This window comes from Pseudomonas sp. GL_090 (assembly GCF_057837765.1).
In genome coordinates, this window is sequence record NZ_CM174452.1 from 2105832 (window position 1) to 2132688 (window position 26857).

Consider the following 26857-nt stretch of genomic DNA (forward strand, 5'->3'; position numbering starts at 1 on the left):
GAAGCCGGGGCCAAGTGCCCCGGTTTTTGTTTTTCCGGATTTATTTTGTTTTTATTTTGAAAAAATTCAGTGAGGGCCAAAACATGCCGATACAACCTGGGCTCTACGAACATTACAAAGGTCCGCAATACCGCGTATTCGCTGTTGCGCGGCATTCGGAAACCGAAGAAGAAGTGGTCTTCTATCAAGCCCTGTATGGCGATTACGGCTTTTGGGTGCGTCCCTTGAGCATGTTCCTGGAGTCCGTCGAGGTTGACGGTGAACAGGTGCCACGCTTTGCTTTGGTGCAGGCCGAAGAAAGCCTTTTCAACAAGCCATAAGCTGAGTGCGCGCAGATTCCTGCGCTTGACCTCACCTTGTTGCCACTATATATAGCGGTGCCGCGTCAGGCGCCAACCGCCTTTCACTTCTCGAATTCAGGAATTTTCTGATCCATGGGCAAATCGCTGGTCATTGTGGAATCCCCGGCTAAGGCCAAGACCATCAACAAGTATTTGGGCAACGAATACGTGGTGAAGTCGAGTATCGGCCATATCCGAGACCTGCCCACCAGCGGTTCGGCTAGCGCCAGCAAAGAGCCAGCCGCCAAGCGCGGCAAGGCTGCCGCGGGCGAAGGTCCGGTGCTCTCGCCGAAAGAAAAAGCGCGCAAGCAGCTGGTCGCGCGCATGGGTGTCGATCCGGACCATGGCTGGAAAGCCAAGTACGAGATCCTCCCGGGCAAGGAAAAAGTCATCGAAGAGCTGCGCCGGCTCGCCAAGGATGCTGACACCATCTATCTCGCAACCGACTTGGACCGCGAGGGGGAAGCCATTGCCTGGCACCTGCGCGAAGCCATCGGTGGTGACGACACCCGCTACAAGCGCGTGGTGTTCAACGAAATTACCAAGAAGGCGATCCAGGAAGCCTTCTCGAAACCAGGCGAGCTGGATATCGACCGCGTCAACGCCCAGCAGGCGCGTCGCTTCCTCGACCGCGTCGTGGGCTACATGGTTTCGCCGCTGCTGTGGGCCAAGATCGCTCGCGGTCTGTCCGCCGGTCGCGTGCAGTCGGTTGCCGTGAAGCTGGTGGTCGAGCGTGAACGTGAAATCCGCGCGTTCATCCCGGAAGAGTACTGGGAAGTGCATGCTGACCTCGGCACCGCCAAAGGTGCGACCGTGCGTTTCGACGTGGCCCGCGAAAAAGGCGAAGCCTTCAAGCCGCTCAACGAAACCCAGGCCATGGCTGCGCTGGAGAAGCTCAAGGCTTCCAGCTACAGCATCGTCAAGCGCGAAGACAAGCCGACCAGCAGCAAGCCGTCGGCGCCGTTCATCACTTCCACCCTGCAACAGGCCGCGAGTAACCGCCTGGGCTTCGGTGTGAAGAAAACCATGATGATGGCCCAGCGTTTGTACGAAGCCGGCTACATCACTTATATGCGTACCGACTCCACCAACCTCTCGGTGGATGCCGTGGCGATGGCGCGTACCTATATTGAAGGCGAGTTCGGCAAGAAGTACCTGCCGGAAACGCCGAACGTCTACAGCAGCAAGGAAGGCGCACAAGAGGCTCACGAAGCGATTCGTCCGTCCGACGCCAATACCGAGCCAAGCAAGCTGTCGGGCATGGAGCGTGACGCTGAGCGCCTCTACGAGCTCATCTGGCGCCAGTTCCTCGCTTGCCAGATGCTGCCGGCGCAATACCTGTCGACCACGGTCACTGTGGGCGCCGGCGACTTCGAGCTGCGCGCCAAGGGCCGCATCCTGAAGTTCGACGGTTACACCCGCGTCATGCCACAAATCGCCAAGCCGGGCGACGATGACGTACTGCCGGACATGGCCCAGGGCGACGCGATGAAGCTGATCAAGCTTGATCCGACCCAGCATTTCACCAAGCCGCCGGCGCGTTACTCGGAAGCCAGCCTGGTAAAAGAAATGGAAAAACGCGGCATCGGTCGTCCTTCGACCTATGCGGCGATCATTTCGACCATCCAGGATCGCGGCTACGTGGCGCTGCACAACCGTCGTTTCTACTCGGAAAAGATGGGTGACATCGTCACCGAGCGTCTGGCCGAGAGCTTCTCCAACCTGATGGACTACGGCTTCACCGCCGGCATGGAAGAGCATCTCGATGACGTGGCCCAGGGCGAACGCGACTGGAAAAACGTGCTCGACGAGTTCTACGGCGACTTCAAGAAGAAACTCGAAGTAGCCGAAAGCCCGGAAAGCGGCATGCGCGCCAATCAGCCGGTCATGACTGACATTCCGTGCACCACTTGCGGGCGGCCGATGCAGATCCGTACCGCGTCGACTGGCGTATTCCTCGGTTGCTCGGGCTACAGCCTGCCGCCGAAAGAGCGTTGCAAGGCTACCGTCAACCTGGTGCCGGGCGACGAAATCGCTGCCGACGACGAGGGTGAATCGGAGTCGCTGGTGTTGCGTGGCAAGCATCGCTGCCCAATCTGCAGCACCGCGATGGATGCCTACCTGCTCGATGAAAAGCGCAAGCTGCACATCTGCGGTAACAACCCGGATTGCGATGGCTACGAAATCGAAGAGGGCACCTATCGCATCAAGGGCTACGAAGGTCCGAGCCTGGAGTGCGACAAGTGTGGCAGCGAGATGCAACTCAAGACCGGCCGTTTCGGCAAGTTCTTCGGGTGCACCAATGCCACCTGCAAGAACACCCGCAAACTGCTGAAGAGCGGTGATGCGGCACCGCCGAAGATGGATCCGGTGAAGATGCCTGAGCTGAAATGCGAAAAGGTCAACGACACCTACATCCTGCGCGACGGTGCATCCGGCCTGTTCCTGGCGGCTAGTCAGTTCCCGAAAAACCGCGAGACCCGTGCTCCGCTGGTGATGGAAATCATTCCGCACAAGGACGAGATCGATCCGAAGTATCACTTCCTCTGCGAAGCGCCGAAGAAGGATCCGGATGGTCTGCCGGCAGTGATCCGTTACAGCCGCAAGACCAAGGAGCAGTACGTGCAGACCGAAGTCGACGGTAAGCCGACTGGCTGGAAAGCGTTCTACGACGGCGGCAAGTGGGCGGTCGAAGATAAACGCCCGGCTGCCAAGGCGTAAGATAGCAAGACCCCTGTAGGAGCGAGCTTGCTCGCGAAGGACGTGAGAGCAACGTGGGTATTCTGAAGGCCCGCGTCATCGTTGACGACCATCGTCGGAACGCCGCCCGGAGCAAGCTCGCTCCTACATGACCTGCATGAAGCTATTATTTCGTTGTGGAGGCTGCCGTCATGGCCCACGAACTGTATACCCGCACCAATCAGAAGATTTATTTCGCCGGCTTGTCGCTCGAAGCGCTGGCCCGCACTGAAGAAGGGCGGGCGATGAATTCGCTGGCGCTGATCCAGGCTGGGCGCGAATCCGCGCTGTTTCACCTGTACGGCGCGCTGTTGGGCTTGTGTCACGAGATCGCCGGTTTCTATCGCTTGCCTCAGGCCAATGCGCCTCGTGCGGAGTTGTTGCTGACTCGCGAGGTGCTGGACACCATCGCCATCCCGGAAATGGCTGAGCTGGTCGAACTGGCCAATAATCCGGAAACCTGGCTGGCCAAGCTGTTGGCCGCCCATGCTGCATTGTTTCAGCCGCCGCGCGCGCCCCACAAGCCGAAAGGGGACGTGACCCAGCCCCTGATCCTGGCTGTCAATCTGGATGAAGAGGAAGCGCCGCAAGAACTGAGTCGGGAGGAGCTGGAGAGCTGGCGTCAGAACCTGAAAGCATTGGCGATCCGCTTTCGCGAAGGTCTGAACGAGTGCTGACAGAAACAGTTTCGGGATGGCATCTGGTCAAGATCCCGAGCGAAGCCTGGCCGATGCCTATATAATCCCCGCCTTTCGTGGAGAACAGTCCTTTATGCCAACGTCCTTTCTAGAAATTGTCGAGTTACCAGACGGCCGTATCGAGCTGCGCAGGGCCGAGGACGAGGGTTCTCTGGTTACTTTGGATTTCTCCGAGGACGCCAAGGCATTCCTGCAGGGGCAGCACGTGGAAGTCGCCAAGGCGATGTTGAGCGTGGGTGTTCAGATGGCAGGTCGCCTGGTTGAAGGCGAATTCGACAAGGAAGAGGGGTCGCGGGTTCTTCATTGACCCCCGTCTGTCGCTTTTCTTGATGTCGTTACTCATCGGCTTCTCTGTCCCTGGAGAAGCCTTGCGCGGTGAAGCGCGCGTCTTGCCTGCCGGTTAACCCAGTCGAATATTCAGGCTCTGAGCGTCCCCGGTGCGGGCGGCGCTGATCAGTTGTTGCCGCGATTGGGGGCTCAACGGGTTGATCCAGCTGACCACCGTGTGGCTACGACCCAGGCGCAGAGCTTCGCAGGTCAGTTGCTGGGCGCTCTGGGTGCCCCGCGGTTGCAGCAGCAGAATGCGCTCGCGGTTGAGTCCGGCATCTCGCAACCAGGCTTGAGTCAGGCTGGCGGGCGGCGCGATCAGTGTCAGCCAGCGTGCGTCCTGGTCCTGGCTCAATTCCCTGAGGATCGGTGCCAGAAGGCTCAGGCAGTTCCCGGCTGCACCACGCAGTGACAGCTCGCTGAAAACGTCAGGTTCGGCGCTCCAGGGGGACTCGACTACGTCTTTCAGAATCGGCGCCAATGGCTGTGCCATGAACGCTTCGAACAACGGCAGTTGGGTTTGCTGTGGTGATGTCTGTGGGAACTGCATGGTGCCTCCTTTAGCGGCGAATGACGCCGACACTCAAGCCTTCGATCACCAGTTCCTGGTCTTGAAGGTTCACTTCAATAGGGGCGAACTCGGGGTTCTCGGCGATCAGCCAGACTTTGCTGCCGTCACGCTTGAAGCGCTTGACGGTCACTTCGTCGCCGATTCGCGCCACCACGATCTGGCCGTTGCGGGCTTCGCGGGTGGTGTGGACCGCCAGCAGGTCGCCGTCGAAAATGCCGATATCCTTCATGCTCATCCCGTGGACACGCAGCAGGTAGTCGGCGCGCGGATGGAAGAAGGCAGGGTTGATGTTGCAGGACTCTTCGATGTGTTGCTGCGCAAGAATCGGGGCGCCGGCTGCGACCCGGCCAATGATCGGCAGGGTGGAATCGTCGGCCTTGGCTTCGAAACCGGGGATGCGAATGCCACGGGAGGCGCCAGGCGTCATCTCGATTGCACCCTTGCGGGCCAGTGCCTTGAGGTGTTCTTCCGCCGCATTGGGCGACTTGAAACCCAATTCCTGAGCGATTTCCGCACGGGTGGGTGGATACCCGTTGTCTTCCAGGCAGCGTTTGATGAAGGCCAGAATCTCTGCTTGTCGTGGCGTCAGCTTTAGCATATCGATCGCTCTGTTTTTTTATACAGTGACTGGGATTATATACAGTAAGGCGGTCTTGGCAATGCTCCATTTTTCAGTCGCCGCCGGACGGTCGAACAGTCAGTGGATTGAAGCCTGGCTGTTGTGTGGTTAAATGTCTGACCGACCATTCCCGAAACGAACTGCCAGACTTGACAATGCACAGGCTGAAACGTATGTTTCAAACAAGTGTTTGTCAGGCGGAGTAGCCATGGCCCAGTCGGAAACCGTTGAACGCATTCTTGATGCCGCCGAGCAGTTGTTCGCGGAAAAAGGTTTCGCCGAAACCTCGTTGCGTCTGATCACCAGCAAGGCGGGTGTCAACCTGGCGGCGGTGAACTATCACTTCGGTTCGAAGAAAGCGTTGATCCAGGCGGTTTTCTCGCGGTTCCTCGGGCCGTTCTGCATCAGCCTCGATAAAGAGCTGGAGCGGCGTCAGGCCAAGCCTGAAATCAAGCCGACACTCGAAGAGTTGCTGGAAATCCTCGTCGAGCAGGCGCTGGTGGTGCAGCCGCGCAGCGGCAACGACCTGTCTATCTTCATGCGCTTGCTGGGGCTGGCGTTCAGTCAGAGCCAGGGGCACTTGCGTCGTTATCTGGAAGACATGTACGGCAAGGTGTTCCGCCGCTACATGATGTTGGTCAACGAAGCGGCGCCGCGCATTCCACCCATCGAACTGTTCTGGCGCGTGCACTTCATGCTGGGTGCGGCGGCGTTCAGCATGTCCGGCATCAAGGCCCTGCGCGCGATTGCCGAAACCGACTTTGGCGTGAACACCTCGATCGAGCAGGTCATGCGCCTGATGGTGCCGTTCCTGGCTGCCGGCATGCGCGCCGAATCCGGCGTTACCGACACGGCCATGGCCACGGCCCAGTTGCGTCCACGTAGCAAATCGACACCGGTTGCCGCCAAGGTTTAACCGCACACGGGTGGGCGCGGCAGCTGACATCCGCTAAGCTAGCCGCCCATGCCGACTCTCGTTCTGAACCCGTTTCCCATTGATATCGCCGACCTGTCGGGCACTGTGCCTGGCTTCGAATTCGTGTGGGCCGGGTTTTCTGTTATCAAGGAATTTTTATGACTGCTGGCTTGCAAGGCTCGTTGATGGTGGACGTCGCCGGTACCTGGCTGACGGCTGAAGATCGCCAATTGTTGCGCCAGCCCGAAGTGGGTGGCCTGATCATCTTTGCCCGCAACATCGAGCATCCGCGTCAAGTGCGCGAGCTGAGTGCGGCCATTCGCGCCATTCGTCCCGATCTGCTGCTGGCAGTGGATCAAGAGGGCGGCCGCGTGCAGCGCCTGCGCCAGGGTTTCGTGCGCTTGCCCGCCATGCGCGCCATTGCCGACAACCCGAACGCCGAATACCTGGCCGAGCAGTGTGGCTGGATTATGGCGACCGAAGTGTTGGCCGTTGGCCTGGACCTGAGCTTCGCTCCGGTGCTCGACCTCGACTACCAGCGCAGCGCCGTTGTCGGCACCCGTTCGTTCGAAGGTGATCCCGAGCGCGCGGCCTTGCTCGCGGGTGCGTTTATCCGCGGCATGAACAGCGCCGGAATGGCCGCCACCGGCAAGCATTTCCCAGGTCATGGCTGGGCCGAGGCTGACTCCCACGTCGCGATTCCCAACGACGAACGCAGTCTCGACGAGATCCGCGCCAATGACCTGGTGCCGTTTGCCAAACTGAGCAAGCAACTGGCCGCGGTCATGCCGGCCCACGTCATTTATCCACAAGTCGATTCCCGGCCCGCTGGCTTCTCCCGCCGCTGGTTGCAGGACATCCTGCGCGGCGAGTTGCAGTTCGATGGCGTAATCTTCAGTGACGACCTGTCCATGGCGGGCGCTCACGTGGTCGGTGATGCCGCCAGCCGTATCGAAGCGGCGCTGACTGCCGGTTGCGATATGGGCCTGGTGTGCAACGATCGCGCTGCCGCCGAACTGGCCCTGAGCGCTGCGCAGCGCCTGAAGGTCAAGCCTTCCGAGCGCATCGCGCGGATGCGCGGCCAGTCGTTTGGCAACGTCGAATACCGTCAGGACCCGCGCTGGCTGGCCGCTGTCGGCGCGCTCAAAGAAGCTCAATTGATTGATTAAGGACTGTTCGTTATGACGGTTTACGCGATTATCGGTGGCACAGGCCTGACTCAACTCGAAGGCCTGAGCATTCGCCAGTCACTGGCAGTGGACACGCCTTATGGCGCACCTTCGGCCGAGGTTCAGATCGGCGAATATGCCGGCAAGGAAGTGCTGTTCCTCGCGCGTCACGGTCATCCGCACCGCTTTCCGCCGCATCAGGTCAACTACCGCGCCAACCTCTGGGCGCTGAAGCAGGCCGGTGCCGAAGCCATTCTGGCGGTCAACGCCGTGGGCGGCATCCATGCCGCAATGGGCACCGGGCATTTCTGCGTGCCGCATCAGTTGATCGACTACACCAGCGGTCGTGAGCACACCTACTTTGCCGATGACCTCGAACACGTTACCCATATCGACTTCAGCTACCCCTACAGCGAACCGTTGCGTCAGCAACTGATTGCGGCATTGGCGGCGGAAGGCGTGGGCTATAGCAGCCATGGCGTGTATGCGTGCACTCAAGGGCCGCGCCTTGAGACTGTGGCTGAAATCGCCCGGCTGGAGCGCGATGGCTGCGACATCGTCGGCATGACCGGTATGCCGGAAGCGGCATTGGCCCGTGAACTGGAACTGGACTACGCCTGTCTGGCGCTGGTGGTGAACCCGGCGGCGGGCAAATCGACGGCGGTGATCACCATGGCCGAGATCGAGCAGGCGTTGCATGACGGCATGGGCAAGGTGAAATCGACGCTGGCGCGGGTGCTCAAGGGTTGAGCCCCGCTTGATATCGAGTTGACCTCATCGCGAGCAGGCTCGCTCCCACAGCTTCAGCGGTGTACGCAGAGTTTGTGTACAGCACGGACCTTGTGGGAGCGAGCCTGCTCGCGATGGCGGACTAAAAAGCGCCGCACATCTCAACGCTTTTCAAGGTTTTCCGGCAGCGGCGCAAACAGTGCCTCGATATCATCGTTCTGCAGCTTCCAGTCCCCGGCCTTGCGCCCATCCAGCACACCTGCCGCTAGGTCGGATTTTTCCTTTTGCAGGTGTTGAATCTTCTCTTCGACCGTGCCGCGCGCAATCAACTTATAGACGAACACCGGTTTCTCCTGGCCGATGCGATACGCCCGGTCGGTCGCCTGGTTTTCCGTCGCCGGGTTCCACCACGGATCGTAATGAATCACCGTGTCCGCTTCGGTCAGGTTCAGGCCAACGCCACCGGCCTTCAGGCTGATCAGAAAAATCTGACGCTTGCCGCTCTGGAATTCCTTCACCGGGGTGCGGCGGTCGCGGGTCTGGCCAGTCAGCAGAGCGTAGGCCACGCCGCGTTTGTTCAGTTCGTCTTCGATCAGCGACAGCATCGAAGTGAACTGCGAGAACAGCAGGATCCGCCGACCTTCCTCGAACAATTCCTCGAGCATTTCCATCAGACTGTCGAGCTTGCCCGATGTGCTGCCACGGCTTGGCAGGGTCGCCTCGTTGACCAGGCGCAAATCGCAGCACACCTGGCGCAGCTTGAGCAGGGCTTCGAGAATGATGATCTGGCTGCGGGCCACGCCTTTGCGAGTGATCTCGTCGCGGACTTTCTTGTCCATGGCCAGGCGCATGGTTTCGTACACGTCGCGCTGGGCTTCGTTGAGTTCGACCCAGTGGATGATCTCGGTTTTCGGCGGCAACTCGGTGGCCACCTGTTCCTTGGTGCGGCGCAGCAGGAAAGGTTTGATCCGGCCGTTGAGGTGCTGGAGCCTGACTTCGCTGGTGCGTTTTTCAATCGGCACGCGGTAATCGCGGTTGAAGCTTTTGACGTCGCCCAGCCAGCCGGGCAAGAGGAAGTGAAACAGCGACCAGAGTTCGCCGAGATGATTTTCCAGCGGCGTGCCGCTCAGGCACAGGCGCTGCCGGGCATTGAGCTCGCGGGCAGCCTGTGCAGCCTTGCTGTTCGGGTTCTTGATGTATTGCGCTTCGTCCAGCACCAGTATGTGCAAGGGCTGCGCCGCCAAGCGTTCGACATCCTTGGGCAGCAGCGCATAGGTGGTCAGGATCAGATCGTAGTCAGCCAGCTTGTCGAAGTGCTTTTTACGGCTGGCACCGTACAGCGCCAGTACCTTGAGCTGCGGTGTAAAGTGCGCCGCTTCGTCGAGCCAGTTGGGGATCAGGCTGGTCGGCATCACCACCATGCACGGCCGATCCAGGCGACCGGCGTTTTTCTCGCTCAGCACGTGCGCCAGTGTCTGCAGGGTTTTACCCAGGCCCATGTCGTCCGCGAGAATTCCACCCACTTCCAGCTGTCGCAGCGACTGCATCCAGCTCAAGCCTTCGAGCTGATACGGACGCAGCGTCGCATTCAGGCCTTCCGGGGCGATGGCCGTGTGGTCCTTGATGTCACGCAGGCGCTGGGCAAAGGTGCGGATCTGTTCGCCACCCTCCCAGAGCAGCGGCATGTCTTCCAGCGGGTTCAGGCGCGTGGCATCGGCCTTGCTCAGGCGTAGCGTGGTGTCGCCGGGTTCCTGCAGGTAGAACTCGCCGAGGGTGGCCAGCACCGGCTTCAAGCGGCCGAAGGGCAGGGCGACCTGCAATGGGCCGTGCTCGGAGTTCGGGCGGTTGGGGATGTTGACCAGGATCAGCTCGTCGTCGCGGCGTCGGGCAAGGCGTTCCGGGTTGAGGATTTCAGTGTGGGAGCGCATCAGGTTGAGCAGGATCGGCAACAGGCTCAGGCGTTCGCCGTTGACGATGATCCCCAGTTCCAGATCGAACCAGTCGCGTTCCGGAGCCTGTTCGACCGTGGCGTACCAGTCGTCTACCGCCGTCAGGTCGAAACCGAAGTCCTCGTCGATCTGCAATTCCCAGCCCTGGGTGCGCAACTTCGGCAGTTCATTGAGGGTAAAGGTCAGCCAGGCGCTGTCATTGACCATCTCGAACAACTCGCCGGCGCTTTCCGGCAAGGCCTTGCTTTGCCGGGTGGCGACTTTGAAGCCGAGGATTCGCAGCTGTTCCCGGTAGGACTGTTCCACTTCCGGGTGGCGTTTTATCCGCAGCGTCTGGGTTTCCTGGCGAATCAGGATGTCGGTGTTTTTCTGCCCGCAAACGTACTCATCCAGATAACTGAAGGACAGTGCCGCTCGATGCTGGATGTAGCGTTGCATCCGGCCGTTGCGCGGTTCGAATGCGCTGAATTCGATGCTGGCCAGCCACAGGCGCGGTACCGGTTGAACATTGTCGACCAGCACTTGTGGTGGGGCCTTTGGGCTGCGGTTTTCCAGGACTGCCTGGAGCTTTTCCAGGAGTTCGGCGTCTTTGGCAGCGGCGGGGTAGTCGAGGGTTTCCTGTACTTGCAGGAGCACCGCCGCGCAATGTTTGCAGTTGCTGTGGACCGGACAGGAGCAGGTGGCGTCGACCATCAGCAGCGTGCCTTTGGCTGACTCGCGCAGGCGAATGGTCTGACGATAAACGTTACCACCAGAGCCTTCGCAGGCGGCGACGATGGTTGCGTCGCCGGCCTCGACGATCCTGACGCGATTCTCCAGCGCGTAACGGCGACCACGCTCCAGGCTCTGTTCCTTGAATCGGCTGACCCAGGACGGTGCGAGGGGTTTGCTCAGGGTCGCGGACATAGGGAATCAGTCCGGAATTTCTTCGGGAGCTGCTCGGGGTGCGGGGGCGGTCAGCGAAGTGATCTTGATCAGCAGGCCGAGGTGGCCGTTGTCGAGGAAGTTCAGCTGGCCGTTCTTGGTGTGGCTTTCCTGTTTCAGGCGCTCGCTGGCGGTCACCATGCCATTGGCATCGATCTGGTTGACCCAGAAATCGGCGTCGACGTCGGTAAAACGTCCCAGTTTCATGTCCAGTGTGCCCTCGATCGGGAACTGACCATATTGTTCCTTGCCGTCGCTGATCGCCACTTTGCTGGCCGTTTCGCCGAGGGGCTGTTGCCAGGCCTTGTGCAGCAACACGGTGTAGTCAGCGCTGCTGGTGAGTTTTTCCACCTCGCCATTGAGGCTTGGCGTGCGCAGGCTGTCGGGGCTGACCGGTTGGGCGCCCGCCGCCCAGTCTTCCGGCGCGGCGCGGCTGACTATCGCCGGCACGGCGTTTTGACGGACCAGAATCATTTCGACCTGATACAGGTCATCGGCAAATGCCGTGGGTGCAATCAGCGCTGGCACCAACAGGGTCAGCAAGGTCAGGGAGCGAAACAGGCGCATGCGGCGTCCTTCAAGCAGTTTTCGGAACGAGGCGCTCGAACAGCGCCTCTACAGTATTAAAGCGCTCTTCCGGGCGCTCCATCGGAACCATGAATTTGAACATCGTGGCGCCTTCGAATTTGTAGCGTTTTGGCTGGCTCTGGATCAGTTTGATCAGGGTCAGCGGGTCGACCGGCGTCTGTGCGGCGAACTCGACGCGACCGCCTTGTGGGCCGCCATCGACTTTCTTGATGCCCAGTTGTTCGGCCTGCAATTTCAATGCAGTGATGCGGATCAGGTTCTTGGTCGGCTCCGGCAACAGGCCGAAACGGTCGATCATCTCCACCTGCAAATCCTTGAGGCCGTCCTCGTCAGTGGCCGAGGCAATGCGCTTGTAGAGAATCAGGCGGGCGTGGACATCCGGCAGATAGTCTTCGGGAATCAACGCCGGTACCCGCAAGTTGACTTCCGGGCCGCCGCCGAGTGGTTGATCGAGGTTCGGCTGCTCGCCCTTGCGGATCGACTTCACCGCGCGCTCGAGCATTTCCATGTACAGCGTGAAGCCGACTGCCTGGATCTGCCCGCTCTGGCCGTCGCCGAGCAATTCGCCGGCGCCACGGATTTCCAGGTCGTTGGTGGCGAGCACGAAGCCCGCGCCGAGGTCCTGGGTATTGGCAATCGCTTCCAGGCGCTTTTCCGCGTCCGGGGTGATTTGCTGGCGTGGCGGCGTCAGTAGATAGGCGTACGCCTGGTGGTGGCTGCGTCCGACCCGGCCGCGCAACTGGTGCAACTGTGCCAGGCCGAACTTGTCGGCACGCTCGATGATGATGGTGTTGGCGCTCGGTACGTCGATACCGGTCTCGATGATGGTCGAGGCGATCAGCACGTTAAAGCGCTTGTGATAGAAATCGCTCATCACCTGTTCGAGATCGCGTTCGCGCATCTGCCCGTGACCGATGCCGATCCGTGCTTCCGGCACCAGTTCGGCGAGGTCGGCGGCGCATTTCTCGATGGTCTTCACGTCGTTGTGCAGGTAATAGACCTGACCGCCACGCAGCAACTCACGCAGCAGGGCCTCTTTGACCGTGCTCTTGTTCTGTTCCATGACGAAGGTGCGTACCGACAGGCGACGGGCCGGCGGCGTGGCGATGATCGACAGGTCGCGCATGCCCGACACCGCCATGTTCAGCGTGCGCGGAATCGGCGTGGCGGTCAGGGTCAGGATGTCGACTTCGCTGCGCAGGGCCTTGAGCTGTTCTTTCTGGCGCACGCCGAAACGGTGTTCCTCGTCGATGATCACCAGGCCGAGGTTTTTGATCTTCACGTCGTCCTGCAGCAGCTTGTGGGTGCCGATGACGATGTCGATCTTGCCTTCGGCCAGGTCCGCGACCGCCGCATTCACTTCCTTGGCCGACTTGAAACGGCTCATCACTTCCACGGTCACCGGCCAGTCGGCGAAACGGTCGCGGAAGCTGTTGTAGTGCTGCTGGGCGAGCAGGGTGGTCGGCACCAGAATCGCCACTTGGCGACCGCCATGCACGGCGATGAACGCGGCGCGCATCGCCACTTCAGTCTTGCCGAAGCCGACGTCGCCGCACACCAGGCGATCCATCGGCTTGGGCGCAAGCATGTCTTCGCGTACCGCTTCGATGGTGGTTTGCTGGTCCGGGGTTTCTTCGAACGGGAAGCCGGCGCTGAAGGTGGCGTAGTCGGCTTTCGGGTCGGCGAAAGCGTAGCCTTCGCGGGCGGCGCGGCGGGCGTAGATATCGAGCAACTCGGCGGCCACGTCACGTACCTGCTCGGCGGCTTTGCGCTTGGCTTTCTGCCAGGTCTCGGAACCGAGGCGGTGCAGCGGGGCCAAGGCATCGTCGCTGCCGGTGTAGCGGGCGATCAGGTGCAGGTTGGCCACCGGCACATAGAGCTTGGCGCCTTCGGCGTATTCCAGGGCGAGGAATTCAGCGGTCTGGCTGTCGATTTCCAGGGTCGCCAGGCCCAGGTAGCGGCCGACGCCGTGGTCGATGTGCACCACCGGCGCGCCCTCGCGCAGCTCGGTGAGGTTCTTGATGACGGCATCGTTGTTGGCATCGGCGCGTTTTTCGCGGCGACGGCGCTGCATCACGCGCTGGCCGAACAACGGGCTTTCGGCGACGAGGGCCAGGGCCGGGTCGTCGAGCAGCAAGCCTTCGTCGAGTGGTGCGATGGTGATCGCCAGGCGTTCCTTGCCGGCGACAAAGTCCGGCCAGCTGTCGACGGTTTTCGGTCGCAGCTTCAGGCGTTCCAGCAGTTCCAGCAGCACTTCGCGGCGGCCTGCGGATTCGGCGGTGAACAGCACGCGACCGGGGAACTGGTCCAGGAAGTCGGCCAGTGCCGCCAACGGTTGGGTGGCCTTGGCTTCGATCGCCAGGTTGGGCAACTCGCGAGCCGGGAAGCGCTCGCGACCGCCACCGCTTTCTACATCCTGTTGACTGGCCACCACGCGCGGCCAGTTTTTCAGGCGCGCGAAGCAGTCTTCCACCGGCAGGAACAGTTCGGCGGGCGGTAATAAAGGGCGGGACGGGTCGACGCGGCGTTCTTCATAGCGATTGCGCACATCGTTCCAGAAGTTTTCCGCGGCCTGCTCAATGCCCGGCAGGGAAAACACTTGCGTGTCATGGGGCAGGTAATCGAACAGTGTCGAGGTTTCTTCGAAGAACAGCGGCAGGTAGTACTCGATGCCGGCCGGGGTAATCCCGCTGCTCAGGTCCTGGAAGATCGGGCAGCGGCGGAAGTCGACGTCAAAACGCTCGCGGAACCGCGCCTTGAAGCGAGTGACCGCTTCTTTTTGCAGCGGGAATTCCTTGGCCGGCAACAGCTTGACCGAGTCGACTTTGTCGATCGAACGCTGGTTCTCCGGGTCGAAGGTGCGCAGGGTTTCGATTTCGTCGTCGAACAGATCGATGCGATATGGCAGTTTGCTGCCCATCGGGAACAGATCGATCAGCGAACCGCGAACGGTGAACTCGCCGTGTTCATACACCGTATCAACGTAGCGATAACCCGTGGCTTCAAGCCGGGTGCGCATTTGCTCGACGTCGAGCTTCTGACCGATATCCAGCACCAGGCTGCTGCCGAGCAGGAATTTGGTCGGCGCGAGGCGGTGCAGGGCGGTCGTGATCGGCACCACCAGCACGCCATGGCTCAGTTCCGGCAGCCGGTACAGGCTGGCGATGCGCTGGGAAATGATGTCCTGGTGCGGCGAGAACAGGTCGTAGGGCAGGGTTTCCCAGTCGGGGAAGTGCAGTACGGGCAAATCCGGGGCGAAGAAACCCAGCTCCTGTTCCAGCCGTTCGGCACTTTGGCTGTCGGCGGTCAGTAGCAGGGTAAAGCGCTTGGCAGCGCTGGCGGCCTCGGCGATGGCCAGGCTCAGGGCGGCACCGGGCAGGTTGCCCCAGTGCTGTTTACCTGCCGCGGCAGGGAGAAGCGGTAGACGCAGAACGGGCACGGAAGGTTGAGCTCCAAGCGTTGCGACAAAGTCGGCAATTGTAGCGGTCAACGATGCCGCCTGTCAGTTGCTGACTGCGCCTAAAGCACGGGTTTGGTGAAATGTAGTGGTAAAGACAAAATTCAACGGTTTTTTGCCAGGAATTACTGAATATGTAGTGGCAAAAACAACGAGTGTTACGGAGGGTTACGGACAACGAGGCGCGGCCTCCAAAAAATTGACTGCGCTGAAAGCCCCGGTTTTATTGGCTTTGCGCGGGGCGTAATTTTTTTGAACGACGAATTGTTACGTAAAGCACGACGGGCGCGCATTGCTACCGCTGTCACTCGGCGGCATAATGTAGCCCCTTTTTTCTGCCCCTACATGTGGAAGGTTCCCGTGACTCAGAAGCCCGACCAGTGTCTTGGTGAATGGATCGACCGTGAAGCACTCGCAGAAGCGATGATTCCGCTTATCGGTCAGCTCTACCGCAATAACAACGTGGTGAGCTCGATCTATGGCCGCAGCCTGATCAATCGTTCAGTCATTGCGATTCTCAAAGCTCACCGCTTTGCTCGTCACCGTCAGTCCGACGAAAGCGAGCTGTCCGTCCACGAAACATTCCCGCTGATCAAGGCGATGAGCGAACTCAAGCTCGGCGCCGCTTCGGTGGACCTGGGCAAGCTGGCGGCCAAATTCAAGGCCGAAGGCAATGGCCGTACCGCCGAGCAGTTCGTCCGTGAAGAACTGGCCGACGTGGTTGGCCAGCAAAACGCATCGGCCCGCAAAGGCACCGACGTTGTCCTCTACGGCTTCGGTCGTATCGGCCGTCTGCTGGCGCGCATCCTGATCGAGAAAACCGGTGGTGGCGACGGCCTGCGCCTGCGCGCCATCGTTGTCCGCAAGGGCGCCGAGAACGACCTGGTCAAGCGTGCCAGCCTGCTGCGCCGCGACTCGGTCCATGGCCCGTTCGATGGCACCATCACCATCGATGAAGCCAACAACACCATCACCGCCAACGGCAACCTGATCCAGGTTATCTACGCCAAGAGCCCGGCCGAAGTCGACTACACCCAGTACGGCATCGAAAACGCTCTGATCGTCGACAACACCGGTGTATGGCGTGACGCTGACGGCCTGGGCCAGCACCTGGCCTGCCCGGGCGCTGCCCGCGTGATCCTCACCGCACCTGGCAAGGGCGCGCTGAAGAACATCGTGCATGGCATCAACCATGGCGAAATCACCCCTGACGACAAGATCATTTCGGCGGCTTCCTGCACCACCAACGCCATCGTGCCGGTGCTCAAGGCAGTCAACGACAAGTACGGCATCGTCAACGGTCACGTCGAAACCGTTCACTCGTTCACCAACGACCAGAACCTGATCGACAACTTCCACAAGGGCAGCCGTCGTGGCCGCGCCGCGCCGCTGAACATGGTCATCACCGAGACCGGTGCCGCCACCGCAGCCGCCAAGGCGCTGCCAGTGCTCAAGGGCAAGCTGACCGGCAACGCGATTCGCGTGCCTACGCCGAACGTGTCGATGGCCATCCTGAACCTGAACCTGGAAAAGGCCACCACTCGCGAAGAGATCAACGAGTACCTGCGCCAGATGGCCATGCACTCGGATCTGCACAAGCAGATCGACTACGTGAGCTCCCAGGAAGTGGTTTCCACCGACTTCGTTGGTTCGCGCCACGCAGGCGTAGTGGACGCTGAAGCGACCATCACCCAGGATAACCGCGTTGTTCTGTACGTTTGGTACGACAACGAGTTCGGTTACAGCTGTCAGGTGGTTCGCGTGATGGAAGACATGGCCGGTGTAAACCCGCCAGCATTCCCGCGCTAAGCCTTAGCTGCACATGAAAACGCCCCGACTTTGGTTGGGGCGTTTTTGTTTGTGCACTCCGCAATAAATACGCTTTAGAAACTATCCTGTAGGAAAAGGATCGTTTCTTTTGGCGAAACTTCTGAATCATTTTTTTGACCCTGCCGTGAGAGTCGCGCCGCTGTTAGCGTCCGCCGCATTATTTCTGAACACCCTTCCAAGGATAAGGATTTTGAAATGAATGCACCCTTGCAGCCGTTGTATACCAACGATGTTTCCTCAGAGTATCTGCGCAGTCTGGACAATCCACACTTCACTGAGCAGCAAATTGCGCAATTCCATGAGCACGCTCAAGTGGTTGTGCGTCAACAGCAGGCTTACATCGACACTCATCCTGCTATCGCAATCTTCCGGTGCGCAACCGAGGGCAGCCACACCCGTAACGGCGGGGTGATCCATCAAGGGACAGGGCCGCTGGAGTTCAAGTTGGAAAATGGAAGCTCGGTGCGCGTAGCGCGAATAGGCGACTACGTCCTGTATGCCGATGGCAGTACGGCGCAAATCATCACCGGCGCAGGGCAAGACAACAATGATGTGGCGCTGGTCGGCAGCATCCTCAGCAATGGCGACGAAATCATCAATACACCGCAAGGCGGCTACGTGTTTATTGCGCGCGAAGGTGTGTCGATGGGCGAGGATTTTTTGCCATCGGTCGCGGATTGAGTGACGAAGTCTGGCGCTGTCCAAAGCTTTCTCAGTGCTGCGTTGCTTAAATGCTCATGCAGCTGATGGTCGAAAACTTTCTGGACTCGGCCGGAAGTAACGGAGAAGTAATTCAATGAAAGAAGGACATTTCATCGGTCTGAATGACCGAACCACCTGTGGTGGCAAAGTTCTGGATGGTGACACCCGGATCATGATGTATGGCGTTGCCCACGCCTGCGATGGTGATCGAGTCACGTGTGGAAAAGACGGGAAGACGTATCGGATCGTCGGTGGCATTTCGCACATGATCAGTCATGGAAAACCCATGGCTGGTACGCTGGACAGTTACAGCAATTGCCCCTGTAAAGCTCGACTGATCCCCTCCGTAATGACGGCCACGTATCAAAGCAACGCGAGCCCAGCACAGCCGGCCGCGAGGGCTACGGGCTCATCGGCGGCTCCGGCTGAAAACAGCTTTACGGCCAAGCCTCAGGTAGTTGATCTGAAGCTGGCAGATAAAATCTCTGCACCACCCGGCGACCTTGGTGGAAGCGAAGCCTGTAACCATCCAGACCAGATGGAAGAGCTTGCCAGCTACATCGCAAGTGAGATGAATAGGAACATCAAGCATCCGTCCGTGTTGAAAATGAAAGAGCTGATGAGCTACGACAGCAGCGCGCAAGCCAGGAAGTTTCGGGCGTTACCCTGGTACGCTAGACTGGTTGGACCACCAAACTTCAACGGAATTGCATGGACGAAGAAGCTTGAGGCGATGGCGATTTGGACGAAGCAGGTGGGTCAGAATATGGAGTGGGATCACAAGCCGAAGCTGCAAGCGATGTACAACGGTGTCGTCCGACACAAGCAAGGTAAGTACGACTACTACTACGATATTTGGTCGAATATCCATTATGGGTACGTCGGCATCGTAGGAGGGCTTTCAGAAAGCGTATTGTTAGATGGCGCGGGAGTTGAACAAATAGGTTCGGACACGAAAAGGTGGTTAGAAGACCGTAAAAAGAACCCCGGGCCACATCTAACGGCGAGTCTATCTGATGGGCTGCGGGCATTTGACGATATCGCAGATAGAGTGGCGATAAGTATTGGTGTGAAGCTCGCCAATCTACATTCAAGTGGTGGGTTGACAGCTAAAATTATCATGGCCGAAGTGCTGGCAGTCGCACCCGAAAATTGGGGAGATGGAGTCCGTGTCCACACCTGTACGTAAAACAGGTCCAAGGTATAAAAGGTGGTTGTGGATTCCATTTGTGTATCTGGCCATTAGCTACTGGGATATTGCACTTCCGACCGTAACCATTCACTACTCCGAAAATGGAAGGGAGGAACTCAGGTATATCTGGAATGTCCAGCACCGGATATACAAAGGCGGGATGCAACCCGGCGGAGGTACGGTCGATAATGGTTTTTTGTTTCCGGATGATAAATTTTTTATGGAAATATCCTGGTGGAGCAAAAATGTTCGCGCCCACTGCATCAACATAACCCCGAAGTGGCCTAATACGGATATCTATCTTGATGCCAACGGCGATATCGATCTCAGCGAAGGCAGTGGCACGGATTCGGATCGACTAAAACAATGCGTCACCGATACCGCGACTCCATGAAAAGGCCCCGTTTGCAGCCGTTGCTGTTCGGTCAAGTATTTAGTAGGAGCGAGCTTGCTCCGGGCGGCGTTCCGGTGATGCAGCCAAGAACACTGCGTTTAACTAGTAAGCATGCGTTATCGTTGACGACCATCGCGAGCGAGCTCGCTCCTACAGGGATTGGTGGTGTTTGCGCGGTAGTGATCGCACCAGCCATCCAATGTAGGAGCGAGCCTGCTCGCGATAGCGGTCTGACAGAAATATCAATGTTGAATGTGATGACCTCATCGTGAGCAGGCTCGCTCCAACAGTTCTGTCGCATAATGGCTAGCCTTGGTGGCGTGTCAGGGATTCTTGGAGATGCAGGATTTGTTCAAGTGGCGGCTGCATGGCCTTGGGGCTCTGATCATCATGCTGTCCGCCTGCGGCAGCGGCGACACTCTGGAAACCTTCGGCGGCCCGACCATGGGCAGCACTTATTCGATCAAGTATGTGCGCCATGCCGGCCTTCCGGCGCCGGACGAGGTCCGCGTCCAGGTTGAGCAGATCCTCGCTGACATTGACCGGCAAATGTCGACCTACCGCAGCGACTCGGACATCGAACGCTTCAATGCATTGCCTGCCGACGGCTGTCAGGTTATGCCGGCGTCGATCCTCGAATTGGTCCGCGTGGGCGAGCAACTGTCAGTGCAAAGCGACGGTTCCTACGATCTGACGGTGGAGCCGTTGCTCAATCTCTGGGGATTTGGTCCGCAGGCCCGTGGAGAAAAAGTCCCGACCGCCGAAGCACTCGCCGAAGTTCGCCAGCGCGTTGGCCATGAACACTTGCGCATTGAGGGCGACCGGTTGTGCAAGAACGCCGCCGTCGAGGTCGATTTCAACAGCATCGTCGCCGGTTATGCGGTGGACGCGATTGCCGCAAGACTCGAGGCGATGGGCGTTCGCGATTATCTCGCCGAAGTGACGGGCGAACTCAAGGCGTCCGGCAAGAAGGCTGATGGCTCGCCATGGCGCATTGCGCTGGAAGAGCCACGGGATGATCGGCAGGTGGCCGAGCGCGTCATTGTTGTCGACGGCTATGGCCTGTCCACCTCCGGCGACTATCGTAATTACTTCGAGCAGGACGGCCAGCGTTTTTCCCACACCTTCGATGCCCGCACCGGTGCGCCAGTCTCACACCGCCTGGCGTCGGTCACGGTGATTCATCCTTCGGCGTTGATGGCCGATGGCTTATCGACGCTGTTGCTGATTCTTGGTCCTGCGCGCGGTTGGGACTACGCAGAAGAACACGATATCGGCGCATTTTTTGTGATTCGTGCCGATACAGGTTTCGTCACACGCAGCAGTCACGCTTTTGAGCGCCTCAGTGGCAAAAAAACCGAATGATTTAGGCGATTTGAGCATTGAAAACTGGCGTTGTGGTGCAGGCAAAAGTAGCCTACGACGCGACCAAGGGTTAATGTGCGCGGCGTTGACGCTTCTATAGACTGTGTCCGGGTTCTGCACTGGCCCCAAATTGTTCCTTCATGCCACGCGTTGGCGTGATTTAGCCGCAGGTGCCGAGGGTGCCGCGGCCTGTTCTGAGGAGTACGCATGGCTGTCTACAACTACGACGTGGTGGTGTTGGGTTCCGGCCCGGCGGGGGAAGGCGCGGCAATGAACGCCGCCAAGGCAGGGCGCAAGGTGGCGATGGTCGATAGCCGTCGCCAGGTCGGCGGCAACTGCACTCACTTGGGCACCATCCCGTCCAAGGCACTGCGTCACTCGGTGCGGCAGATCATGCAGTTCAACACCAACCCGATGTTCCGGGCCATTGGTGAGCCGCGCTGGTTCTCGTTCCCGGACGTGTTGAAAAGCGCCGAGAAAGTCATCTCCAAGCAAGTCGCTTCGCGTACTGGCTACTACGCCCGTAACCGTGTCGACGTGTTCTTCGGCACCGGCAGCTTCGCCGACGAGCAAACCATCGAAGTGGTCTGCGCCAACGGCGTGGTCGAGAAACTGGTGGCCAAGCACATCATCATCGCCACCGGTTCGCGTCCTTATCGCCCGGCGGACATCGATTTCCACCACCCGCGTATCTACGATAGCGACACCATCCTCAGCCTCGGCCACACCCCGCGTAAACTCATCGTTTACGGCGCCGGCGTGATCGGTTGCGAATACGCCTCGATCTTCAGCGGCCTGGGTGTATTGGTTGAGCTGGTGGACAACCGTGGTCAACTGCTGAGCTTCCTCGACTCGGAAATTTCCCAGGCGTTGAGTTATCACTTCAGCAACAACAACATCACGGTTCGCCACAACGAAGACTACGACCGCGTCGAAGGCGTGGACAACGGCGTGATCCTGCACCTCAAGTCCGGCAAGAAGATCAAGGCCGACGCCTTGCTCTGGTGCAACGGTCGTACCGGCAACACCGATCAGTTGGGTCTGGAAAACATCGGCGTGAAGGTCAACAGCCGTGGCCAGATCGAAGTCGACGAGGCGTACCGCACCTGCGTGCCGAACATCTATGGCGCTGGCGACGTGATCGGTTGGCCGAGCCTGGCCAGTGCCGCCCACGACCAGGGTCGTTCGGCCGCTGGCAGCATCGTCGATAACGGTAGCTGGCGTTTCGTGAATGACGTGCCGACCGGCATCTACACCATTCCGGAGATCAGCTCGATCGGCAAGAACGAGCAGGAGCTGACCCAGGCCAAGGTGCCGTACGAAGTGGGCAAGGCCTTCTTCAAGAGCATGGCGCGGGCGCAGATCGCCGGCGAGCCGCAAGGCATGCTGAAGATCCTGTTCCACCGCGAAACCCTGGAAGTGCTGGGCGTTCACTGCTTCGGTTATCAGGCGTCGGAGATCGTGCACATCGGTCAGGCGATCATGAACCAGCCGGGCGAACTGAACACGCTGAAGTATTTCGTCAACACCACGTTCAACTACCCGACCATGGCCGAAGCCTATCGGGTAGCCGCATACGACGGTCTCAACCGGCTTTTTTGACGGGCTCCGGCCGGTGGCCTGAGCCGGCCGGGGAGACCGATTTCAGCAATTCTCGAGCGTGGCAGTGGCCAAACCGGGAAAGTCTGTAATCAGGCTGTCAACGCCGAAGTCGGCGAGTCTGCGCATCAGCGCGGGCTCGTTGACGGTCCACACCGACACATGCAGCCCCTGACGCTGCGCCCTTTGCAGGCGTTCCGGCGTGCACAGGGTCCAGTTCAGCGCCAGGATCTCACAGCCATAGCTGGCCGCGACCTTCAGCGGGTCGAGCCAGGCATATTCGGCCACCAGCCCGCGGGATACGTCCGGCACCAGTTCCAGTGCGGCCTTGAGCACTTCACGGGAGCTCGAGGTGATGGTCACCTTGTCCAGCAGACCATGACGCTGCACCATTTCACGGATCGCCAGCACGGTGGTCGCGGCACGCATCCTCGATGCGCTTTTGACCTCCAGTTGCCAGTGATCGAAGTCGCACTTCTCGAACAGTTCTTCCAGCGTCGGAATCGGGCACGGCTTGATCCAGCCCGGGCCACCCTTGCGTGCGTCATACGTCACAAGCTCGGCCGCCGTGTGTTCGACGACCTTGCCGCGACGGTCCGTGGTGCGCTTGAGGGTCGGGTCGTGGATGACCATCAACTCGCCGTCCATGGACAGGTGCAGGTCCAGTTCGCAGCGACGCACGCCGTGCTTGAGACATTCCTGAAAGCTGGTCAGGGTGTTTTCCGGTGCTTCGCCCTTGGCGCCGCGATGGCCGTAGATGAGGGTCACGGTTCTTCCTTAAATTAATTGCCTGGTTCGAGTTGTTCGCGGGCCAGGCGTCGTTCCTGGGCCTGCTTTTGCAAGATGTGGCGGGCCAGCAGCTGGCGCTGGGCGTCGGTCAGGTGTTCGAACTCGGTACCGATGTCATAGCCATCGCCCTTGCGGTCGCAATGGGTGACGCGGGCGCGCAGCAGCAGGCCCAGGGCTTGCGGCATCAGCACCAGCTTGACCGACAGGCGTGCGCCGATGGCAAGGGATGAGGGATGCTGAAAGTCGATGCCGCCTTCGGAGATGACCACCGGTTGCGGTTCGCCGATCTGCCCGAGTACTGTCAGAGCGACGACCTGGCCCAGCAAATCGATGCGTTTGTTCTGGGATTTGAGGAATGCGGCGGTCGTGCGGTCGCGTTCGCTGATCTGGCGCAACAGGTGTTGCGACTCGAATTCGCTCAGGTGCAGTTCGCTGAGCAAGTTGAAGAGTGGTGAAGCATCCTGCAACACTTCATGGCCTGTGGCTTCAGAAGCGGACAGGGGCCGAATTTCCAGTGCGATCGTATCCTCGATACGGTAGTATTCGCGGCGATCTTCTTCATCTAATGTCGACATGGCGAACCCATGGTAGCGGCGGTGGTCTGAGTGTAAAGCTGGTTATCGACCCCCGCCACAAGGACGTTCCTTTTCCCTCCGAACAAGCCCCGACATGTTCAGACCTCTCTTCGTATTTATCGGCACGCGTTACACCCGTGCAAAGCGTCGCAATCATTTTGTGTCATTCATTTCCCTGACTTCGATGATCGGGCTCGCCCTTGGCGTGGTCGTGATGATCGTGGTGCTGTCGGTGATGAACGGCTTCGATCATGAGATGCGCACCCGCGTGCTGGGCATGGTGCCCCACGCGACCATCGAGTCCGGCGAGGCGATCAGCGATTGGCAAAGCCTGGCCGCCAAGGTCAAGCAGAACCCGCAGGTGACGGCCGTGGCGCCGTTTACGCAAATGCAGGGTTTGCTGACCAATAACGGCAAGGTCTCGAAAGTGCTGCTCAATGCCATCGACCCGGCGCAAGAGCGCCAGGTGTCGATCATCGATCAGTTCATGACCCAGGGGAAACTCGACGACCTGGTGCCGGGCGAGTTCGGCATCGTCATCGGCGACAAGGCCGCGGCCAAGCTCGGTGCCGTGATCGGAGACAAGCTGACCTTCGTCGCGCCCGAAGTCACCGTGACCCCGGCCGGGATGTTCCCGCGCATGAAGCGCTTTACCGTGGTCGGCATCTTCCATGTCGGCGCCGGTGAGCTCGATGGCTATCTTGGCGTCACCAACCTGCAGGATCTGGCCCGGCTGCACCGCTGGAAACCGGATCAGGTCCAGGGCCTGCGCCTGAAGTTCGACGATTTGTTCCAGGCACCGCGCACCGCGTGGAGCATCGCCCGCGATCTCGGCGAAGACCGCTTCTACGCCCGCGACTGGACCCGCACCCACGGCAACCTGTACCAGGCGATCCGCATGGAAAAAGCCATGATCGGGCTGTTGCTGCTGCTGATTGTCGCGGTCGCCGCGTTCAACATCATTTCCACGCTGGTGATGGTGGTGAACGACAAGAAGGGCGACATCGCGATCCTGCGTACGCTGGGCGCCACGCCGGGCACGATCATGCGCACGTTCATGGTGCAAGGCACCGTCATTGGCGTGGTCGGCACGGCCATTGGCGCCGTGGTCGGGATCTTCGCCGCGTTGAACGTCAGCGCCGCGATCTCGGCCCTCGAAGGCCTGATCGGGCACAAGTTCCTCAACGCCGACGTGTACTTCATCGATTACCTGCCGTCGCAGGTGCAGAGCCAGGACGTGGTGATGGTCTGCTCCGCGGCGTTGGTCCTGAGTTTCCTCGCCACCCTGTATCCAGCCTGGCGTGCCGCGCGCACCCAGCCTGCGGAGGCGCTACGTTATGAGTGAGTCGGGCATGAGTGATAAAGCAATCTTGAGCTGCCGCAGCCTGGGCAAGTCCTACGAGGAAGGCCCGGAATCGGTGGAAGTGTTGGCCGGCCTGCAACTGGAGTTGCACCCGGGAGAGCGTGTGGCGATTGTCGGCAAGTCGGGCTCGGGCAAAAGTACCTTGCTCAATCTGCTGGGCGGCCTCGATACACCCACCAAGGGCAGCGTCTGGCTCGACGGTGAAGAACTGTCGGCGCTGAGCGAGAAGAAACGCGGTCTGCTGCGTAATCGTGCCCTCGGCTTCGTGTACCAGTTCCACCACCTGCTGCCGGAATTCACCGCCCTGGAAAACGTCTGCATGCCGCTGCTGATCGGCAAGACCGCGATCCCTGAAGCGCGCAAGCGTGCCACGGCTTTGCTGGAGCGGGTAGGGCTGGGCCATCGCCTGGAGCACAAGCCGGCCGAATTGTCCGGTGGTGAGCGTCAGCGTGTGGCCATCGCCCGCGCCCTGGTGAACAATCCGGGCCTGGTGATGCTCGACGAGCCGACCGGCAACCTCGATTCCCACACCGCCCAGGGGATCCAGGACTTGATGCTGGAGCTCAGCACCTCGATGCGCACGGCGTTCCTGGTGGTGACCCACGACATGAACCTGGCCCGCCAGATGGATCGCGTCCTGCATTTGCAGGAAGGTTGCCTCACTCCTATCTGATTGGCTGAAACCCGATGTCTGAAAAGGCGTCGGGTCTTTTATTTTTATACGGTGCCCCAGCGAATGTTCAGACCGTTATCGATCTTTATCGGCACGCGCTATACCCGCGCCAAGCGCCGCAATCGCTTTGTTTCCTTCATCTCGATGACGTCGATGATCGGCCTCGCCCTCGGCGTGCTGGCGATGATCGTGGTGTTGTCGGTGATGAACGGCTTCCAGCGCGAAATGAGCTCGCGCATCCTCGGCATGGTGCCCCACGCCACCATCGTCGGCGTCAATCCGCTTGATGACTGGAAGCCCGTGGCAGCGGCCGCGATGAAAAACCCGGAAGTGACGGCGGCGGTGCCGTTCACCGAGATGGAAGGCATGCTGTCCTACAAGGGTACGATGCAGCCGATCCAGGTCAGCGGTGTCGACCCTGCGCTGGAAGGCCAGGTGTCGATCGTCGCCAAGCACATCGTTCAAGGCAGCCTCGAAGCCCTGAAGCCGGGCGAATTCGGCGTGGTGATCGGTGAGATCACGGCGCGCCGTTTCCGCTTGAATGTCGGCGATAAGATCACCCTGATCGTGCCGGAAGTCAGCAATGCGCCGGGCGGCATCACCCCGCGCATGCAGCGGCTGAATGTGGTCGGCGTGTTCAAGGTGGGCGCCGAACTGGACGGCACCATGGCGCTGATCCACATGGCCGATGCCGCGCAAATGCAGCACTGGGAGCCGAATCAGGTGCAGAGCGTGCGCCTGGCGGTGAAGGACCTGTATGCCGCGCCGCAAGTGTCGAGCGACATCGCCACGGGGCTGGGTGCCGCCTACAAGGCTGACGACTGGACCCACACCCAGGGCAGCCTGTTCAGCGCGATGAAGATGGAAAAAACCATGATCGGCCTGCTGTTGCTGATGATCGTCGCGGTGGCGGCGTTCAACATCATCGCGACCCTGATCATGGTGGTGAACGACAAGGGCGCGGACATCGCGATCCTGCGCACCATCGGCGCTACGCCACGGCAGATCATGGCGATCTTCGTGGTGCAGGGCACGGTGATCGGCATCGTCGGCACCTTGATCGGCGGTGTGTTGGGCGTGATTGCCGCGCTGAACGTCAGCCAGATCGTGGGCTGGATCGAGCGGGTCAGTGGGCAGCACATCTTCAGTTCCGATGTGTATTTCGTTAGCAACCTGCCGTCTGAACTGCAAGGCGCGGATGTGGCGTTGATCTGCACGGCGGGCTTTGTCATGAGCTTCCTGGCCACGGTTTACCCGGCCTGGCGAGCGGCGAAGATCGAGCCGGCTCATGCGTTGAGATATTCGTAACCCTTTTGATCGCAATCGCTAGCAGGCTAGCTCCCACAGG

23 protein-coding genes are annotated in these 26857 nt (G+C 59.9%); 16 read left to right on the forward strand and 7 right to left on the reverse strand.

Features of this window, described 5'->3' with window-relative positions; genetic code table 11:
- Positions 1-83 precede the first annotated feature (83 nt).
- The 4 genes from AC3ITA_RS09395 (at position 84) to AC3ITA_RS09410 (ending at position 4085) form a co-directional block, all read left to right on the forward strand.
- Entirely contained in the window at positions 84-320 is a 237-nt protein-coding gene (locus AC3ITA_RS09395; protein WP_095943355.1) for a DUF1653 domain-containing protein, read from the forward strand.
- A gap of 114 nt (positions 321-434) precedes the next feature.
- On the forward strand, positions 435-3062 hold the full coding sequence (gene topA, locus AC3ITA_RS09400) for a type I DNA topoisomerase (protein ID WP_095943305.1): 2628 nt from the start codon (positions 435-437) through the stop codon (positions 3060-3062).
- Positions 3063-3232: 170 nt separating this feature from the next.
- A complete protein-coding gene (locus AC3ITA_RS09405) occupies positions 3233-3757 on the forward strand; it encodes a DUF6586 family protein (RefSeq protein ID WP_150671813.1) in 525 nt (174 codons plus the stop codon).
- Between the two features lie 94 nt (positions 3758-3851).
- The gene (locus AC3ITA_RS09410; RefSeq protein ID WP_046041430.1) at positions 3852-4085 is read left to right on the forward strand and encodes a hypothetical protein; all 234 of its coding nucleotides are present in this window, start codon (positions 3852-3854) and stop codon (positions 4083-4085) included.
- Between the two features lie 93 nt (positions 4086-4178).
- Here the strand turns inward: AC3ITA_RS09410 and sulA are convergent, their stop codons facing one another.
- Together sulA and lexA are read right to left on the reverse strand one after the other, a co-directional pair.
- Positions 4179-4655 (reverse strand): SOS-induced cell division inhibitor SulA, encoded by a 477-nt coding sequence (gene sulA, locus AC3ITA_RS09415; protein WP_007991406.1) that lies wholly within the window; start codon positions 4653-4655, stop codon positions 4179-4181.
- A 10-nt stretch (positions 4656-4665) separates the two neighbouring features.
- Positions 4666-5274: a transcriptional repressor LexA gene (gene lexA, locus AC3ITA_RS09420; RefSeq protein ID WP_007995278.1), complete on the reverse strand. Its 609-nt coding sequence runs from the start codon at positions 5272-5274 to the stop codon at positions 4666-4668.
- 229 nt (positions 5275-5503) lie between these two features.
- Here lexA and AC3ITA_RS09425 point away from each other — a divergent pair, with 229 nt between their 5' ends.
- The 3 genes from AC3ITA_RS09425 to AC3ITA_RS09435 all read left to right on the forward strand — a co-directional run bounded on the left by AC3ITA_RS09425 (position 5504) and on the right by AC3ITA_RS09435 (position 8130).
- Positions 5504-6211, forward strand: coding sequence for a TetR/AcrR family transcriptional regulator (locus AC3ITA_RS09425; protein ID WP_007974041.1), 708 nt, complete (start codon positions 5504-5506; stop codon positions 6209-6211).
- A gap of 158 nt (positions 6212-6369) precedes the next feature.
- Positions 6370-7380 (forward strand): beta-N-acetylhexosaminidase, encoded by a 1011-nt coding sequence (nagZ, locus tag AC3ITA_RS09430; protein ID WP_489280075.1) that lies wholly within the window; start codon positions 6370-6372, stop codon positions 7378-7380.
- A gap of 12 nt (positions 7381-7392) precedes the next feature.
- Positions 7393-8130: an S-methyl-5'-thioinosine phosphorylase gene (locus AC3ITA_RS09435; protein ID WP_007991412.1), complete on the forward strand. Its 738-nt coding sequence runs from the start codon at positions 7393-7395 to the stop codon at positions 8128-8130.
- Positions 8131-8270: 140 nt separating this feature from the next.
- Here AC3ITA_RS09435 and AC3ITA_RS09440 read toward each other — a convergent pair whose 3' ends face one another.
- From AC3ITA_RS09440 to mfd, 3 genes are read right to left on the reverse strand one after another with little or no spacing between them, the layout of a single operon-like run.
- A complete protein-coding gene (locus AC3ITA_RS09440; protein ID WP_095943308.1) occupies positions 8271-10964 on the reverse strand; it encodes a DEAD/DEAH box helicase in 2694 nt (897 codons plus the stop codon).
- Between the two features lie 6 nt (positions 10965-10970).
- Positions 10971-11549, reverse strand: coding sequence for a CsiV family protein (locus AC3ITA_RS09445; RefSeq protein ID WP_095943309.1), 579 nt, complete (start codon positions 11547-11549; stop codon positions 10971-10973).
- A 10-nt stretch (positions 11550-11559) separates the two neighbouring features.
- Positions 11560-15009, reverse strand: coding sequence for a transcription-repair coupling factor (gene mfd, locus AC3ITA_RS09450; protein ID WP_489280077.1), 3450 nt, complete (start codon positions 15007-15009; stop codon positions 11560-11562).
- 363 nt (positions 15010-15372) lie between these two features.
- On the opposite strand from mfd, the gene AC3ITA_RS09455 reads away from it, so the two are divergent.
- The 6 genes from AC3ITA_RS09455 (at position 15373) to sthA (ending at position 22112) form a co-directional block, all read left to right on the forward strand.
- Entirely contained in the window at positions 15373-16836 is a 1464-nt protein-coding gene (locus AC3ITA_RS09455; protein ID WP_056722011.1) for a glyceraldehyde-3-phosphate dehydrogenase, read from the forward strand.
- A gap of 216 nt (positions 16837-17052) precedes the next feature.
- The gene (locus AC3ITA_RS09460) at positions 17053-17538 is read left to right on the forward strand and encodes a PAAR domain-containing protein (protein WP_150671808.1); all 486 of its coding nucleotides are present in this window, start codon (positions 17053-17055) and stop codon (positions 17536-17538) included.
- Between the two features lie 115 nt (positions 17539-17653).
- Positions 17654-18748, forward strand: coding sequence for a polymorphic toxin type 44 domain-containing protein (locus tag AC3ITA_RS09465; RefSeq protein WP_150671807.1), 1095 nt, complete (start codon positions 17654-17656; stop codon positions 18746-18748).
- 40 nt (positions 18749-18788) lie between these two features.
- Positions 18789-19145, forward strand: coding sequence for a hypothetical protein (locus AC3ITA_RS09470; protein WP_150671806.1), 357 nt, complete (start codon positions 18789-18791; stop codon positions 19143-19145).
- A gap of 339 nt (positions 19146-19484) precedes the next feature.
- Positions 19485-20510 (forward strand): FAD:protein FMN transferase, encoded by a 1026-nt coding sequence (locus AC3ITA_RS09475; protein ID WP_489280080.1) that lies wholly within the window; start codon positions 19485-19487, stop codon positions 20508-20510.
- 207 nt (positions 20511-20717) lie between these two features.
- Positions 20718-22112 carry a Si-specific NAD(P)(+) transhydrogenase gene (gene sthA, locus AC3ITA_RS09480; RefSeq protein ID WP_007984277.1) on the forward strand — a complete coding sequence of 465 codons (1395 nt, stop codon included), beginning with the start codon at positions 20718-20720 and terminating at the stop codon, positions 22110-22112.
- A 42-nt stretch (positions 22113-22154) separates the two neighbouring features.
- Here the strand turns inward: sthA and AC3ITA_RS09485 are convergent, their stop codons facing one another.
- Complete coding sequence (locus AC3ITA_RS09485; RefSeq protein WP_095943311.1) at positions 22155-22877, reverse strand: glycerophosphodiester phosphodiesterase; 723 nt, start codon at positions 22875-22877, stop codon at positions 22155-22157.
- Positions 22878-22891: 14 nt separating this feature from the next.
- On the reverse strand, positions 22892-23473 hold the full coding sequence (locus tag AC3ITA_RS09490) for a PilZ domain-containing protein (protein ID WP_489280083.1): 582 nt from the start codon (positions 23471-23473) through the stop codon (positions 22892-22894).
- Between the two features lie 94 nt (positions 23474-23567).
- Here AC3ITA_RS09490 and AC3ITA_RS09495 point away from each other — a divergent pair, with 94 nt between their 5' ends.
- The 3 genes from AC3ITA_RS09495 (at position 23568) to AC3ITA_RS09505 (ending at position 26817) form a co-directional block, all read left to right on the forward strand.
- Positions 23568-24818 carry a lipoprotein-releasing ABC transporter permease subunit gene (locus tag AC3ITA_RS09495; protein ID WP_095943313.1) on the forward strand — a complete coding sequence of 417 codons (1251 nt, stop codon included), beginning with the start codon at positions 23568-23570 and terminating at the stop codon, positions 24816-24818.
- Positions 24819-24825: 7 nt separating this feature from the next.
- Positions 24826-25509, forward strand: coding sequence for a lipoprotein-releasing ABC transporter ATP-binding protein LolD (gene lolD, locus AC3ITA_RS09500; RefSeq protein WP_162831855.1), 684 nt, complete (start codon positions 24826-24828; stop codon positions 25507-25509).
- A gap of 63 nt (positions 25510-25572) precedes the next feature.
- Positions 25573-26817 (forward strand): lipoprotein-releasing ABC transporter permease subunit, encoded by a 1245-nt coding sequence (locus tag AC3ITA_RS09505; protein WP_095943314.1) that lies wholly within the window; start codon positions 25573-25575, stop codon positions 26815-26817.
- Positions 26818-26857: the final 40 nt, after the last annotated feature.

Excerpts from the sequence above, each read along its gene's own strand:
- AC3ITA_RS09395 (WP_095943355.1), top strand. The coding sequence starts at position 84 with ATGCCGATACAACCTGGGCTCTACGAACATTACAAAGGTCCGCAATAC.
- topA (WP_095943305.1), top strand. The coding sequence starts at position 435 with ATGGGCAAATCGCTGGTCATTGTGGAATCCCCGGCTAAGGCCAAGACC.
- AC3ITA_RS09405 (WP_150671813.1), top strand. The coding sequence starts at position 3,233 with ATGGCCCACGAACTGTATACCCGCACCAATCAGAAGATTTATTTCGCC.
- AC3ITA_RS09410 (WP_046041430.1), top strand. The coding sequence starts at position 3,852 with ATGCCAACGTCCTTTCTAGAAATTGTCGAGTTACCAGACGGCCGTATC.
- sulA (WP_007991406.1), bottom strand. The coding sequence starts at position 4,655 with ATGCAGTTCCCACAGACATCACCACAGCAAACCCAACTGCCGTTGTTC.
- lexA (WP_007995278.1), bottom strand. The coding sequence starts at position 5,274 with ATGCTAAAGCTGACGCCACGACAAGCAGAGATTCTGGCCTTCATCAAA.
- AC3ITA_RS09425 (WP_007974041.1), top strand. The coding sequence starts at position 5,504 with ATGGCCCAGTCGGAAACCGTTGAACGCATTCTTGATGCCGCCGAGCAG.
- nagZ (WP_489280075.1), top strand. The coding sequence starts at position 6,370 with ATGACTGCTGGCTTGCAAGGCTCGTTGATGGTGGACGTCGCCGGTACC.
- AC3ITA_RS09435 (WP_007991412.1), top strand. The coding sequence starts at position 7,393 with ATGACGGTTTACGCGATTATCGGTGGCACAGGCCTGACTCAACTCGAA.
- AC3ITA_RS09440 (WP_095943308.1), bottom strand. The coding sequence starts at position 10,964 with ATGTCCGCGACCCTGAGCAAACCCCTCGCACCGTCCTGGGTCAGCCGA.
- AC3ITA_RS09445 (WP_095943309.1), bottom strand. The coding sequence starts at position 11,549 with ATGCGCCTGTTTCGCTCCCTGACCTTGCTGACCCTGTTGGTGCCAGCG.
- AC3ITA_RS09455 (WP_056722011.1), top strand. The coding sequence starts at position 15,373 with ATGTGGAAGGTTCCCGTGACTCAGAAGCCCGACCAGTGTCTTGGTGAA.
- AC3ITA_RS09460 (WP_150671808.1), top strand. The coding sequence starts at position 17,053 with ATGAATGCACCCTTGCAGCCGTTGTATACCAACGATGTTTCCTCAGAG.
- AC3ITA_RS09465 (WP_150671807.1), top strand. The coding sequence starts at position 17,654 with ATGAAAGAAGGACATTTCATCGGTCTGAATGACCGAACCACCTGTGGT.
- AC3ITA_RS09475 (WP_489280080.1), top strand. The coding sequence starts at position 19,485 with ATGCAGGATTTGTTCAAGTGGCGGCTGCATGGCCTTGGGGCTCTGATC.
- sthA (WP_007984277.1), top strand. The coding sequence starts at position 20,718 with ATGGCTGTCTACAACTACGACGTGGTGGTGTTGGGTTCCGGCCCGGCG.
- AC3ITA_RS09490 (WP_489280083.1), bottom strand. The coding sequence starts at position 23,473 with ATGTCGACATTAGATGAAGAAGATCGCCGCGAATACTACCGTATCGAG.
- AC3ITA_RS09495 (WP_095943313.1), top strand. The coding sequence starts at position 23,568 with ATGTTCAGACCTCTCTTCGTATTTATCGGCACGCGTTACACCCGTGCA.
- lolD (WP_162831855.1), top strand. The coding sequence starts at position 24,826 with ATGAGTGATAAAGCAATCTTGAGCTGCCGCAGCCTGGGCAAGTCCTAC.
- AC3ITA_RS09505 (WP_095943314.1), top strand. The coding sequence starts at position 25,573 with ATGTTCAGACCGTTATCGATCTTTATCGGCACGCGCTATACCCGCGCC.